This is a genomic window from Sorangium sp. So ce327 (genome assembly GCF_051530205.1).
Taxonomy (GTDB): Bacteria; Myxococcota_A; Polyangia; order Polyangiales; family Polyangiaceae; genus Sorangium; species Sorangium cellulosum_B.
In genome coordinates, this window is sequence record NZ_CP150330.1 from 7,782,214 (window position 1) to 7,796,439 (window position 14,226).

Annotated in this window: 7 protein-coding genes; 5 read left to right on the forward strand and 2 right to left on the reverse strand. The window is 71.5% G+C overall.

Annotated features, from left to right (window positions below; translation table 11 throughout):
* The first annotated feature begins 21 nt into the window (after positions 1-21).
* The 5 genes from WME95_RS29050 (at position 22) to WME95_RS29070 (ending at position 9,442) form a co-directional block, all read left to right on the forward strand.
* On the forward strand, positions 22-3,501 hold the full coding sequence (locus tag WME95_RS29050) for a kelch repeat-containing protein (RefSeq protein ID WP_437902610.1): 3,480 nt from the start codon (positions 22-24) through the stop codon (positions 3,499-3,501).
* Between the two features lie 173 nt (positions 3,502-3,674).
* Complete coding sequence (locus tag WME95_RS29055; protein WP_437902611.1) at positions 3,675-4,946, forward strand: radical SAM protein; 1,272 nt, start codon at positions 3,675-3,677, stop codon at positions 4,944-4,946.
* The gene (locus WME95_RS29060; protein ID WP_437902612.1) at positions 4,943-5,908 is read left to right on the forward strand and encodes a hypothetical protein; all 966 of its coding nucleotides are present in this window, start codon (positions 4,943-4,945) and stop codon (positions 5,906-5,908) included. Before WME95_RS29055 ends, WME95_RS29060 begins: the two co-directional genes overlap by 4 nt.
* Positions 5,909-6,151: 243 nt before the next feature.
* Complete coding sequence (locus WME95_RS29065) at positions 6,152-7,045, forward strand: glycine zipper family protein (RefSeq protein WP_437902613.1); 894 nt, start codon at positions 6,152-6,154, stop codon at positions 7,043-7,045.
* Between the two features lie 183 nt (positions 7,046-7,228).
* Positions 7,229-9,442: a hypothetical protein gene (locus WME95_RS29070; RefSeq protein ID WP_437902614.1), complete on the forward strand. Its 2,214-nt coding sequence runs from the start codon at positions 7,229-7,231 to the stop codon at positions 9,440-9,442.
* 76 nt (positions 9,443-9,518) lie between these two features.
* On the opposite strand, the gene WME95_RS29075 is transcribed toward WME95_RS29070, so the two are convergent.
* Positions 9,519-10,910: a hypothetical protein gene (locus WME95_RS29075; RefSeq protein WP_437902615.1), complete on the reverse strand. Its 1,392-nt coding sequence runs from the start codon at positions 10,908-10,910 to the stop codon at positions 9,519-9,521.
* A 111-nt stretch (positions 10,911-11,021) separates the two neighbouring features.
* Positions 11,022-13,961 (reverse strand): DUF4215 domain-containing protein, encoded by a 2,940-nt coding sequence (locus tag WME95_RS29080; protein ID WP_437902616.1) that lies wholly within the window; start codon positions 13,959-13,961, stop codon positions 11,022-11,024.
* Positions 13,962-14,226: the final 265 nt, after the last annotated feature.

Here is a 14,226-nt window from a genome sequence, read left to right on the forward strand (position 1 = left end):
GGCGCCGGAGGCCATCGGGACATGAGATCGATCGGAAGGCTCGGGAGCGCCGCTGCCTGCGGGTTCGTGGCACTGTGCGCGAGCGTCGCGTCGGCGGCCACCGCGCCGTCCTGGGAGAGCGTGCCGCCGATGATCACCCCGCGGGGCGAGCATACGGCCACGGTGCTGAAGGACGGCAGGGTGCTCGTCGCGGGTGGATACCCGGAGCTGGACGACCCGCCCTACACGACGAGAGAGGCGATGAGCCTCCGGGCCGTCGAGATCTACGACCCGGCGACCAGGACATGGTCGCCTGCGGCGCCGCTCCTCCAGGCCCGCAGCGGACACGCGGCCGTCCTGCTGCCAGACGGCCATGTCCTCGTGGCCGGCGGCAGGACGAGGAACGCAGCGGCGCTGGGAACGTCCCTGCCTTCGGCCGAGATCTACGACCCGATGACCGACACCTGGACGCCCGCAGGGCCGCTGTCGATACCCCACCCCGCGCCCTCGATGATGCTCGCCGGCGGCAGGCCGGTGCTCGTCGGCCTGGGCTGGGACAAGGCGGATCGCAACATGGACGGCGTGGCCGACCTGCGTTATTACATGAATTCGGCCATCTACGACCCGGAGTCGCGCGGCTGGACAGAATTGCCGTTCTGCAAATCCGTGGACCGGTACGGGGACTACGGGCCCAGTCCCGTGAGCGCAACGCTGCTCCAGGACGGCCGGGTCATGGTGACAGGAGCCGGCTGCAGCCTCTATGATCTGGAGACCCGGCTCTGGACCTGGGAGAACGGGGCCGTAAGGCCGACGACCGAGCACGAGGCCCCCAGCGCGACGACGCTCCCGGGCGGCGGGGTCCTGGTCCTGGGAGGCATCGGCGCCGGTCCGGGCCCGGCTGACCCTGCCTTCTCGCAGGTCTATTTCCCGCAGGACGATCGATGGGCGCCGACTTCCGGGTCGTATGCTCCGGCCTCGACGCCGTGCGCTGTGCGCGGCTCGGGCATCGAGGGAATGCGCACATCGCTGCTCCCGAGCGGAAAGGTGCTGCTCACGGGAGGTGTGGAGCTCTGTTTTGCGCAGGGGGCGAGGGACCCCATCCATCCCTTCTACGCGACCCGCGCGATCTTCGACGAGGCGACCCTCTCCTGGTCGAGCCTCGATCTGGAGCCGCCCGAAACCATGGCGCGCGCCCGCCATTCCTCGACGCGGCTCAACGACGGCAGCGTGCTGATCGCCGGCGGCTACATCGACGCCACGACCGCCACGGCATCGGCCCTGCTCTTCCGCGAGCGCTCGCCGCTCGGCGCCGCCTGCGAGACGGACAGCGACTGCGGGAGCGGCTCCTGCGCGGACTCGGTCTGCTGCGACGCGGCCTGCGCCGGGCCCTGCGACGCCTGCGCGGCGGCCTCGGGCGCGTCGCAGGACGGCGTCTGCACCCCGCTCACCGGCGTCACCTGCGACGACACGGACGCGTGCGTCGTCGGGGGTGTTTGCGAGGCGGGCGCGTGCGTCGACGGCGCAGCCGCGCCGGACGGGACCCCCTGCAGCGACGGCGACGTGTGCTCCGAGGCGAGCGCTTGCGTGGGCGGGGCCTGCGTGGGGTCGAGCCTCGCGGTGTGCCTGCCCGTCGACGACTGTCATGAAGCGCCGGTGTGCGACCCCGCGGCGGGGTGCGCGGCGCCCGCGTCCGTGAAGCCGGACGGCGCGCCCTGCGACTTCGCCGGTTCCGCAGAGGGTTGGGAGGTGACGGGGCGGATGGGCGTCCTCCTCAACCAGCCCGGGGCCACGCTGCTCCAGGATGGAACGCTGCTCATGATCGGGTTCGGCGAGACAGGCAATCCGCCGCAGCCGGGCAATGTCTGGCTCCGCTACGACCCGAGCACGGGCTCGTGGCAGCCGCCGGCGAAGCTGGACGGGCTGAAGCTGCCGTCGAGGCTCGTATCGCTTCCTGATGGGACGGCCCTGGGGCTCCCCGATCGCCCGCTCCGGCGCCCCTCGCCGACGATGCGATTCGACCCTGAGACGGGCGTGTGGACGCCGGCCGCGGCCAGCACCGGGCCGCGCCTTATCACCCGCGCGACGGTCACGCCGCTCGCGGACGGCCGGGTGCTCGTCGCCGGCGGCGACAACAACATCGACGCTGGCGCAGAAAAGGTCGAGATCTACGACTCCGTGACGGACACGTGGACCCTGGCGGCGCCCATGAACGTCCCGCGGAGCCTCGCCACGGCGACGTTGCTGCAGGACGGCAGGGTCCTCGTCGCGGGCGGAGACGAGGACTCCCCGAGGGTGAGCGCGGAGATCTACGACGCGGCGGCCAACACGTGGACGCGCGTCGCCTCGATGAACTGGAGCCGCCAACAGCACGCGGCAACGCTGCTTCTGGACGGCCGGGTGCTCGTCGTCGGGGGACGCGGAGGAAGCAGCAGAAGCAACCTGGAGATGGCCGAGATCTACGATCCGGCGAGCGACACCTGGACCTCGACGGGAGCGACGGTCGAGCCACGGTACTCCCCCACCAGCGCGGCGCTCCTCCCCGACGGCAGGGTCCTGGTGACGGGCCTCCCGTCCGCATCCAGAGCCAATGACGGTGCCTTCACGGCGGAGATCTACGACCCGGCCAGCGACACCTGGACGCTCGCGCCGGCGCTGGACGTGAGGGTTCAGAGCGCCGTGGTGGAGCGGCTCCACGACGGCCGTATCCTGATCGCCGGCGGCGGTACGAGCTATCAACGCCTCGACAATGCGTGGCTCTATGTCACAGCGCGGCCGGCGTCGTCCGGGATGTGCCAGAGCGGCGCCTGCGTGCCGGGCGGCGGCGGGAGCGAGAGCGCGGGCGCGGGGGGCGGCAGCGACGGCGCCGGCGGCGGCACCACGGGCGAAGGCGGCGGGGCCGTGAGCGGCAGCGGCGGTGCAGGCGGCACGGCCGCGGGTGGCCACGGCGGAGGCGACGCCAGCAGCGGCGGCGGCGCCAGCAACGGCGTAGGCGGCGGCGACACCAGCAGTGGCATCGGCGGCGGCGCCAGCAGCGGTGTCGGTGGTCATCCGGACGGCGGCGGCGGCGATGCCAGCAGTGGTATCGGTGGCAGCGCCAGCAGCGGCATCGGCGGCGACGCCGGCGCCGGCGTCGGTGGCAATCCAGGCGCCGGCGGCGGCGACGGGGGCAATGGCACCGGTGGCAACCCAGGCGGCGGAACCAGCGGCGGGGGCGACGGGGGCGCTGGCGGCGAAGGGGGCGCTGGCGGCACGGCCACAGGCGGCCAAGGCGGTGACACCAGCCATCAAGGAGGCGCCACATCGACCACGACCAGCGCGGGCGGCGAGGACTCCACGACCACCGGCGCTGGCGCGACGGGCACGCAGAGCAGCGGCGGAGGTGAGCTCCCGAGCGCAGCAGGGGGCTGCGCCTGCCGCACGGCGACTGGCCCTCAGGAGACGCCGGCCTGGCTGCTCGCCCTCGGGGCGCTCGCCGCCGCGCGGCTGCGCCGGCGCTTCATAAGGCCCCGCCGCGCCGCCTGAGCTCTCGAGAGCACGTGCGCCCATCGCACCGTGGCTCGTCCCCACTCCCCCGGATCATCTCGTCTTCGCAAGAGCCAGGCGCATGCCGATGGCCGACCTCGGGCATGTGCCCGCAGCGCCGCGAGCCTCACGTCCGGTTGACTCGACTCGGTGACTCATCGACCATGTCGTCCATGGTCCCCTTCGTTGCCTTCATTCCGCTGTCGAACTGGCTGCGGGGCTTCGATCGCTACGGGATGCGTTACTCGAAGGCGTTGATCCGTGAATCGACCTTCCCCGACGCTTTCTACATGCTGAAGGAAGACGAGCCCTTTGCGCCCGGGCTCGAGAAGGCGCGGAGGCTCGTGACGAGGCTCGGGCGGCCGAAGGATCGCGTCGTGGCGCTGCGGGCGCGGCTCCCCGTCGGGCCCGACGCGATGCGCCCGAACGACGTGACGGGCACGGGCATCGGCTGGCGCTGGCCGGCGAGCGAGATCCCCTTGAGCGGCGTGGCGTGGGTCGATGCGCAGGGCGCCCTCCTGCCCACCCGGCACGAGGAGATCACCGCGGAGGCCTTTCGCCTGGAGGACGCCGGCCTCCTCGACTGGGCGAAATGCCGGCCGCGGAGCATCTCGGTGCTGCCCGTCGCGAATGCTTGCCAGGCGCGTTGCGCATTCTGCTTCTCGAAGGCGAGCGTCTCGGATCTCGCGCGCCAGCAGAGCGCGACGCTGGAGCGCTATCTCGACTGGGCGAAGCGCGCGAAGGAGCGCGGCGCCGAGCGCGCCGTCATCACCGGCGGCGGCGAGCCGACATTGCTCGAGCCCGAACGGCTCCGCGCGCTCGTTCGTGGCCTGTCCGAGCTCTTCCCGAAGACCCTCCTCATCACGAACGGCGCGCGCCTCGACCTCGCGCAGGTCGAACGCCTCCGGGAGGCAGGGCTCACCACCCTCGCGGTGAGCCGGCACGGCGTGACGCGCGAAGACGACGCGCGCATCCTGGGGATCGAGGTCGACTCCGGCGCGCTGGGGGGCGCGCCGGGCCTCCGCACCCGGGCCATCTGCGTGCTCCAGCGCGGCGGCGTCGACGACGCCGCGAAGGTGCACGCCTACCTCGAACGGAGCGCGGGAGAGGGGTTTCAGGAGGTGTGCTTCAAGGAGCTCTACATCTCGAGCCTCTCGGAGAACCCGTGGGCGCCGAGCGCGGCCAACCGGTATTGCGAGGCAAACCAGGTCCCTCTCTCTCTCGTGCTCCACACGCTCGCGGAGCTCGGCTTCGAGCGATGCGCGGAGCTCCCCTGGGGGAGCCCGGTCTTCGAAGGAACCATGAGAGGCCGTGTGCTCCGCGTGGCTGCCTACACCGAGCCATCGGTCGGCTGGGAACGGACACATGGCCTCGTCCGCTCGTGGAACGTGATGGCCGACGGGTCCTGCCTCGCCTCCCTGGAAGATCCGAGCTCGACGTTATGAAACACGAAGCGTTCCTCGCGCGCCGCGCCGAGCTCAGGGCCGCGCGTCCTTCGCTCGTCGATCTCTCGGAGCTCAACGTTTACCGGAGCCTCGCGCGTCTCTTCCCGGCCATCGCGCCCTCGACCCACCCGGAGGCGCCGTATCGCTGTCACCTCGCGGAGCGGTTCCTCGCGCGCCTCGAGCTCCCGCAGGCGCTCAAGCCGCGCACGCAGGTCAGCCACGGTATCCGTCGCTCGCTCCGCGCGTTGTTCGAGCTCCTCGCGAAGCGGGAAGCGCGCGTCGGTGTCCCCGCCGACGTCTACCCTGTTTACCAGCAGCTCGCGGCCGAGGCGGGAGCGACCGTCGTCCCGTGGAATGCGCGCCTCGGGTTACCTGCCCTCGACGGGCTCGACGCGGTGTTGATCTGCGAGCCCCTGAAGCCGTGGGGCTCGCGCCTGTCGCCGCTCGAAGCGGCCCAGCTCCGGCGCTGGGCGCGCGCGGACGAGCGGCGCATGCTGATCCTCGATTCGGCCTATGCGACGCCGCCGACGGAGCAGGCACGGGCGCTGCTCGACGACGAGAGCGCGATCCTCCTTGCCTCGCTGTCGAAGGGCTGGCTCATCCCGGATCACGCGGGGCTCTGCGTCGTGCCCGAGCGTTTCCAGAGGGAGGCGCGGGACGCGTTCGCGAAGCTGCCGAAGGACGAGCCGCGGATCCGCATCGCCTACGCGGCGCTCACCGAACATGCCTCGCGGCCGCGGGAGGTCGGCGCGATCCTGGGAGAGCGCGCGCGCAGGCTCGACGCGCTGACGAGCGCGAGGCCCGATCTGAGAGCTTCCCGGTGCAACGGCTACTTCGCGATCTCGGCGAGGTCGTTCGGGGAACTGCTCGATCTCGGCATCCTCGGCGTGCCGGCGCCGGTCTTCGGTGGGCCCGAGGACCTCAGCGTGCTCTCGAGCCTCGAAGGCCAGGAAGCCCGCTGAGCCACGGCGCTCGGTGAATGGGTGCCTGTTGAGTTGACGTCACCTCTCCAGGCGGGCCGGATCGCATCTTGGTTGCGCGATCCCGGTAGCCCCCTGTAGGGAGGCTCGCGACAGGCGCCGGTCCATGCCTGTCAAGCCTTTTCGGCCGCGCGCCGGGCGACCGAATTTGGCCCCCTCCATCCCCTCCTTGTGATCCAATCGCAGACGCCGGTCGCGGGCGCCGCGTCCTGCCCGCGTCTGTCTATGACCGAGGTGCTCGCCGCATCGCTCGCGTTCCCTGCCGTGATCTTCACGGTCGCGCTCGCGCTCGCGCTCATCTACTGGCTGTTCGTCCTCCTGGGCGCGGTCGACCTCGACCTGCTCGGCGGCGCCCACGGCCACGCTGCCCCCGACCTCGGCGGGCTCGAAGGCGCAGCGAAGGGCGCGCTCGAAGGTGCCGCCAAGGGCGCCCTCGAAGGCGCCGTCAAGGGCTCGCTCGAAGGCGTCTCCACGGGCTCGCTCGAAGGCGCTGCCACGGGCACGGCGGGCGGGGCCGACGGCGCGCACGACGCCGGCTCGCTCCTCGCCGCGCTCCAGCTGCACCGCGTGCCGGCGACCGTGTCGCTCACGCTGATCGCGGCGTTCGGCTGGTTCACGAGCGCCCTGTCGACGGTGCTCGTCGAGCCGCTCTGGCTCGGCTGGGGGCTGCCTGGCTGGACGCTCGGCGTCGCGGTGCTCGCCGGCTCGCTCGTCGCGGCCGTGCTCTCGACCTCGCTCGCGGTGCGGCCGCTCGGCCCGCTGTTCGTGACCCGGCACGGCCAGTCGAAGAAGGATCTCGTGGGCCGCGTGTGCGTCATCTCCACCGGGCGCGTCGACGAGCGCTTCGGTCAGGCGACGATCGACGAGGGCGGGGCGAGCCACATCCTCGACGTCCGGTGCGACACGGAAGGCGCGCTCCGCCGGGGCGACCGCGCGCTGCTCGTGAGCTGGGACCCGGACCGAGAGATCTTCAGCGTCGAGCCGCTCGACGCCCTCCTCGGCCCTCCCCTTCCCCTGGCCGACCGGGGTGCGTCCCGCGTGGAAGCACGCCCGGCCGGCGTCGAGGAGGACGACGCGCCCGCGGCGCGCGCAGCGGACGAGCGGCAGCGCCGCGGCTGAACGCCGGCGCGGGCGCCGCCGCTGAACGCCGCTGTCGGGCGGGCGGTTTCGTGTACGCTCATCCCCTAGGGGGCGTCATTCGGCCCCCGACCCGGCTCTGAGCGGGCCTGGCCGTCCGACCCTCACCGACGTGAACGCGGGGGCCGGCGCCCTCCCCTCCACCGAAACGCGAAGGAGCTCCGCGTGCCCCCTGTGACCGTCCCCTTAATCATCGTCCTCGTCGGCGTCCTCGCCTTCGTCGCCCTCGGGATGCTGGTGATGTACGCCAAGTTCTACCGCCAGGTGGATCAGGGCAAGGCGCTCATCATCAACACGAGAGGCCAGGACCCCATCGTCACCTTCACCGGGACGCTGGTGCTACCGATCATCCACCGCGCCGAGTACATGGATATCTCGGTCAAGACGATCGAGATCGACCGGCGCGGCAAGGAAGGCCTCATCTGCAAGGACAACATCCGCGCGGACATCAAGGTCACCTTCTTCGTGCAGGTGAACAAGACGCAGGACGACGTGCGCACGGTCGCGCGGACCATCGGCTGCGTCCGCGCGTCGAACCCGGAGACGCTCGAGCAGCTCTTCGCCGCGAAGTTCTCCGAGGCGCTCAAGACGGTCGGCAAGCGCCTCAACTTCGAGGACCTCTACAAGGAGCGGCAGAAGTTCAAGGACGACATCATCGACGTCATCGGCAAGGACCTGAGCGGGTTCGTGCTGGCCGACGCGGCGATCGACTACCTGGAGCAGACGCCCATCGAGCTGCTCGACAAGGACAACATCATGGATGCCGAGGGCATCCGGAAGATCACCGAGCTCACGGTCACGCAGAACGTGCTGACGAACGAGCTCCGCCAGAAGGAGCGGATGGAGATCGGCAGCCAGAACCTGAACTCCGACGAGGCCATCTTCCGCTTCGAGCAGCGCCGGGCCGAGGCCGAGGCGAAGAAGGCGAAGGAGATCGCGGTGGCGCAGGCGCGCGAGCAGAACGAGGCCGCGCGCATCCTGAGCGACGAGCGCAAGAAGACGGTGCTCCTCCAGGAGAAGAACGACGAGGAGGCCTTCGTCGCCCGCGAGGCGAAGGAGCGCGGCGTCTCGGTCGCCCAGAAGAACAAGGAGCGGGAGGTCGCGGTCGAGACCGAGCGCGTCGAGAAGGCGCGTCAGCTCGAGATCGTGAGCCGCGAGCGCGACGTGACGCTCCAGCAGATCGCGCGCGAGAAGGAGCTCGAGGTCCAGAGGAAGGACATCGCCGACGTGGTCCGGGCGAGGATCGCGGTCGAGAAGACGGTGGCCGAGGAGGAGGAGCGCATCAAGGACGTGCGCGCGGTGGCCGAGGCGACGCGCCTCAAGGACGTGACGCGCATCAACGCCGAGGCCGAGGCGCAGGAGCAGCTCGTCAAGCAGCTCAAGGGCGCCGAGGCGAGCGAGGAGGCGGCGAAGTTCCGGGCGCGCGAGAAGCTCATCACGGCCGACGCCGAGCTCGAGGCGAGCGACAAGGCCGCGCGCGCGAAGATCCGCCTCGCCGAGGGCCATCAGGCCGAGGCCGCGGCCGACGGGCTGGCGCGCATCCGGGTGAAGGAGGCCGACGCGCAGGCGATCGAGAAGCAGGGGTTCGCCGAGGCGCGCGTGGCGCTCGAGAAGATGAACGCCGCCGCCGCCGGCGAGGAGAAGCAGGGCCTCGCGCGGGTGATGGTCAAGGAGGCCGAGGCGATGGCGATCGAGAAGCAGGGGCGCGCCGAGGCGACGGTCGCGAAGGAGCGGCTCCTCGCCGAGGCGGCGGGCATCGAGCAGAAGGGGCTCGCGACCGCGCGGACGCGCGAGGCCGAGGCGCTCGCCCTGGAGAAGACGGGCCTCGCCGAGGCGACCGCGATCAAGCAGCGGCTCCTGGCCGAGGCGGCCGGCACGGCGGAGAAGGCGGCGGCGATGAAGGCGCTCGACGGCGTCGGCCGCGAGCACGAGGAGTTCCGCCTCCGGCTCGAGAAGGAGCGGGCGGTGGAGCTCGAGTCGCTGCGCATCCGCGCCGAGATCGCCAAGGCGCAGGCCGAGATCCTGCACGGGGCGTTCGAGCACGCGAAGATCAACATCGTCGGCGGCGACGGGGCGTTCTTCGATCGCTTCGTCAAGGCGGTCACCCTCGGCCAGTCGCTCGACGGGCTGGTCGACCAGAGCGCGACGGTGCGCGCCCTGGCCGGCGACTACCTGAACGGCAACGCGAGCGTCACGGAGGACCTGAAGCAGCTCGTCGCGCCCGGTGGAAAGCCGTCGGACGGCACGCTGTCGGGGCTCCTGACGTCGCTCTTGCCGAGCGCCGACGCCGACGGGAAGAAGAAGATCGAGGCGCTCGCCCAGAAGGCGCGTGAGCTCGGCATCGACGAGCTCGCGAAGCTCCGCGGCCCGCGCGCCTGAGCGTCGCGGGTGGGAGACCGGTGATCGGCAGTCGTCGATCGCTACCGACCTCCCACCCCCATCAAGACACGGATCGCTACCGCTTCCTCGTCACGTGGATCACGGCGGCGAGGCACATCTCGTCGAGGGTGCTCTCGCCGAGGTGCACGTCCACCGGGGCGGGGAGGTGCTGCTCCTTGAGCGCCTTCGCGAGGAATGGATTGCCGTTCGAGTTGTCGTACGTGCAGCGCATCGTCAGCAGGTCGCCGCCGCGGAGGCGCGGGAGCTGCTCGATGGGAGCGTCGTAGTAGAACCCGCGCTGCCACGAGAAGTCCCACCTCGGCGTCTGCACCAGGCACTGCTCCGCAGGCGCGTCGGCGGCGCCCTCCTCGCGCTCGAGGGTGACCTTCATGTCCGTGCCCACATAGTGCATGTGCGTGCCTGCGCCGTAGAGGTACGTCTCCGAGAGAGAGACCGCAGCGGGCAGCCTGAACTGCATGGTCTCGACATGGTCCTTCACGCCGGCGGGGATCAGGAACTCCACGCCATCCGCGTCGTTCGGCCCGGGGAGGAGGCCGCGCCCCTGCGCGAAGGGAGACTCGAAGTTGCCGATCAGCGCGATGCCCATGAGCCACTCCGGCACGTCCTGGGTGAAGCGCAGCTGGAGGCGTGTCGCGTCGGGCTCGGCGGTCGTCCCGGCCGGGTGATAGTGGACCTGCATCACCAGCCGCGCGCCCGCCGGGAGCTCAGCGCCGATGTTCGGCTCGAGCTCGATGGGCACGCCCCCCGGCGCCCACGCGGCGACGAGCTCGCCCGAGAACCCGGGGCCGCCAAAGCAGTCGTATCCGCCGTGCTCATCCACGAGCGCGTCGGTCGCGCCCTCCTTGTCGAGGAACACGAGCGCGTGGTGCACGACCTTGCTGTTGCCCGGCATGAGGTGAACGCCGTTGATGTACCGCGTCTCCGTGAGCCCAGGATCCATCACGAAACACCGGAACTGGTCGGCGTCGCCGCTCGCGACGAACGGCTCCCGCGGCGCGACCTCCAGCTCGACGCCGGGCAGCCCCGGCGCCTCGGCCACGAACGGGGGCGGCGCGTCCGCCGGATCCCCCTCGGGAGCGCCCGAGGCGGCCCACGCCTCGAGGACCGCTATCTCCTCCTCCGTCAACCGGAGATCGTCCTTCCAGCCGTGAGGAGGCTGGCACTCGTCCGTCTCCATCGCACCCCACGGCGGCATCGTGCGGTCCCGCGCCGAGCGCGCGAGCAGGCTGGCCACGCTGTGCGCGGAGTCGTACGCCGTCAGGCTGAACGGGGCGATGTTGCCGGGAGAATGGCAGCTCATGCAGTGCTTCTGCAGCAGCGGCTCGACGTCTCGATGGAACGTCGGAGACGCCGCCGTGGAGCCCGGCGCTTCCTGGCCGGAGCACCCGAGAAAGAACCCCGGAAGGAGCGCGAGCAACGTGAGCGCGCCAGATGTCGAATTTCGCATGGTCCCCCTCTTCGATAGCCCGCGTGTTACGTGTGCTGCGCCGTCGAGAGGGCAGCGCGACGGCCCCAGGCGAGCCGCCGCGCTCCCGTCGCCGTCAGGGCGCGCGCTGGATCAGTGGATCTCGTTGTGACACGTGGCGCTGCAGTCGTCGCCGCTCGCGGTGTTGCCGTCGTCGCACTCCTCGAACGCCGTCTGCCGCACGCCGTCGCCGCAGTGCGGGCCGAACACGCAGCCCGGAGCGCACTCGCCGTAGCCGCCGTCGTTCTGTCCGTCGTCGCACTGCTCGGGCGGCGCCTGGGTCACGCCGTCGCCGCAGCGCGGGCCGTACACGCAGCCCAGAGCGCACTCGCCGTAGCCGCCGTCGTTCTGTCCGTCGTCGCACTCCTCGCCGAGCTCCCGCTGCACGCTCCCGTCGCCGCAGACGGCGCCGATCCGGCAACCGAGGCAGCCCATGCTGCCGTCGTTCACGCCGTCGTCGCACTCCTCGCCCCACGCGTCCTGGGTGACCCCGTCGCCGCACTTCGCCGCGTCGCCGCACTCCGCCGTGCACCCGCCGTAGCGGCCGTCGTTCACGCCATCGTCGCACGTCTCGTTGGGCTGCTGGACGACCGCGTCGCCGCACCGCGGCCCGATCACGCACTCCGCCGTGCACCCGCCGTAGCGGCCGTCGTTCACGCCGTCGTCGCACTCCTCGCCGAACTGGCTGTCGATCTCCTCGTCCCCGCAGCGGGGAGCCGCCACGCAGCCCGGCGCGCAAGCCTCGGAGCCATAGCCGCCCAGGTTGGTGCCGTCGTCGCAGATCTCGTACGGCGCGGTCGTCACCCCGTCGCCGCAGTAGAGCCCCAGCGTGCAGCTCGTCGAGCATTTCCCGTACCCCGCGCCGTTCTCGTCCTCGTCGTCGCACTGCTCGTCGGGCGTGACGATGCCGTCGCCGCACACGGGCTCGCACACGGACGAGGCCGCGTTGAAGCCGCCGAGCGTCAGCTTGTAGCTCGACGCCGTGGTGTGGCGCTCCGCCTGGAACACGACGACCTCGTAGACGCGCCCCTCCGTGAGGCCGAGGTCATCCATGAGCACCGTCCCGCGATCGTCCTCGACGCCGGCGACCTCGCCGGTCCCCATCGGGGTGTGGATGCCGCCGAGGTCGATGCGGAGCCGGTTGTTGATGAACACCCAGACGTCGTCGTCCCCGTAGAAATCGAGCCGCTCCCCGCCGTGGTACTCGAACCAGGTGCGGACCTCGCTCGTGAAGTAGAAGTTGTGGTTGCCCGCCGTGGCCCAGTCGTTGAACGGATCGCGGGCCTCGCGGCTCGCCTCGCGCTCCGCCGCCGGCACCGACGTGGCCTGCCAGCCCTTGCCGTCGAGCGGGAAGAACAGGTGATCCTCGAAGAGGAACACGTCCGACGTCCCGACCCGCGCGAGCGGGAGCCAGTCCACGACCGTCTTCGAGAGGGACGAGTTGTTGTACCAGCGGTTGAAATCGGTGGCGTTCGTGAGGAAGGCGTTGGGCCGCGCCGCGGCGAACTGGGGCTTGTTGTCGGCGCCCAGGAGGGCCTGCACGATGCCCGTGACGATGGCGTCCGGCGGGTTGGAGTCAGGCTCGAAGTTCGGCGCGTCGTGCTTGAAGTCGCGGTACACGATCGGCACGCGGAGCTCGTCGCCAAGGGTCGAGTCGTTCCGGCAGCTGTACCCCGGCTCGACCATGCACCCGCTCGAGCAGCCGTCGCCGCTCCTCGTGTTGCCGTCGTCGCACGCCTCGTCGCCGAGGCGCAGCCCGTCGCCGCAGGCCGACGAGCACCCGCTGTCGCCGCAATCCGGCTCGACCTGGCAGAACGGCGTGCAGCCGTCGCCGAGGTTGGCATTGCCGTCGTCACACGGCTCCGAGCCCTCCCTCTTCCCGTCGTTGCAGACGGTAGCGCGGCAGGTGTAGCCGCCGGTCGCCGGCTGGCACACGAGGCCAGGCTCCCACTTGCAGGTGGCGTCGCACCCGTCGCCATTCCTCGTATCGCCGTCGTCGCAGTCCTCGCCCCCGACGACGCGCCCGTCGCCGCAGACCGCCGTGCAGCGGCTCCCCGCGCGCGCGCAGTCGAACCCGGCCTCGAGGCCGCAGGTCGACGAGCAGCCGTCGCCCGAGAGCGTGTTGCGGTCGTCGCAGGCCTCGCCCACGCCGATCTGGCCGTCGCCGCACACGACCGTGAACGTGCAGTGCACGCCGTCCGGGCACTTCCAGCCGGCCTCCACAAGGCAGCTCGGCGAGCAGCCGTCGCCCGGCTCGGTGTTGCCGTCGTCGCACCGCTCGGTCGGCCGCAGGCGGCCGTCGCCGCAGCGCTCCACCGGCTTGCAAGGCTGCCCGGGGACAGGGCACGTGACGCTGCCGGGGTCCTCCAGCGCGCAGACCTCGGAGCAGCCGTCTCCGGACACCGCGTTCCCGTCGTCGCAGCTCTCCCCGCCCGAGACGCGCGCGTCGCCGCACGAGTGGAGCCGGTAACACGGCTCCCCCGGCGTCCGGCAGACCCAGTCGCCCGGCTCCCTCTGGCAGCGATCGTCGCAGCCGTCGCCCGAGGCGGTGTTGCCGTCCTCGCAGCTCTCGCCGGGCTCCACCGCCCCGTTGCCGCACGCGATCGTCGTGTGACAGAGCTCCCCGGGCTCGCAGACGCAGTACGGCTCCACCTTGCAGGCGCCAGAGCAGCAGTCTCCGGGGAGGCTGTTCCCGTCGTCGCACGCCTCGCTCCCCTGGTTGATCTCGCCGTCGCCGCACGCCGGCTCGACCGCGTCGCACTCCGGCGGAGGATCCGGCGATTCGCAGGGATCGCCCCCGGCGCCCCCGCTCCCGCCCGATCCGACCGTCATGAACCCGCCGAAGCTTCCGCTGCTGTCCTCACCGCCGGTGCCAGCAGCCCCGCCGCCCGCCCCGCCCTCGCCGCCCACGCCGCTGCCCGCGCCGCCCTCGCCGCCGCCGCCATCATCGCCGCCGCAGGCGACGAGCGGACCGGCGAGCATGACGAGGAGCACGGAAGTAAGTCTCTTTCCCAAGCCCATCGACGCCACCATCCCAACTTGCTTCAGAAGGTCGTCACGCTGTCCAAGCCACGCCGCGAGGCACCTCGAGCGACGAGGTGCACCGCTGGAGACGGGGTGAGCGCGTGTCCCACAGGCGCGCGCTCGCATCGACATGTGGGTCGCCCTCGTTCCCGCTCCATCGCAACGCAACCACCCCCGTGGATCAAGCGGATTTCACGGCATAGCGGGTTCCCGACGCGCCGCGCGTCGAGGCGCGACGAATCTGTGGGCGGCGCGGCGGCGCGGCGGCGCGCGA

Excerpts from the sequence above, each read along its gene's own strand:
- WME95_RS29050 (WP_437902610.1), top strand. The coding sequence starts at position 22 with ATGAGATCGATCGGAAGGCTCGGGAGCGCCGCTGCCTGCGGGTTCGTG.
- WME95_RS29055 (WP_437902611.1), top strand. The coding sequence starts at position 3,675 with ATGGTCCCCTTCGTTGCCTTCATTCCGCTGTCGAACTGGCTGCGGGGC.
- WME95_RS29060 (WP_437902612.1), top strand. The coding sequence starts at position 4,943 with ATGAAACACGAAGCGTTCCTCGCGCGCCGCGCCGAGCTCAGGGCCGCG.
- WME95_RS29065 (WP_437902613.1), top strand. The coding sequence starts at position 6,152 with ATGACCGAGGTGCTCGCCGCATCGCTCGCGTTCCCTGCCGTGATCTTC.
- WME95_RS29075 (WP_437902615.1), bottom strand. The coding sequence starts at position 10,910 with ATGCGAAATTCGACATCTGGCGCGCTCACGTTGCTCGCGCTCCTTCCG.
- WME95_RS29080 (WP_437902616.1), bottom strand. The coding sequence starts at position 13,961 with ATGGTGGCGTCGATGGGCTTGGGAAAGAGACTTACTTCCGTGCTCCTC.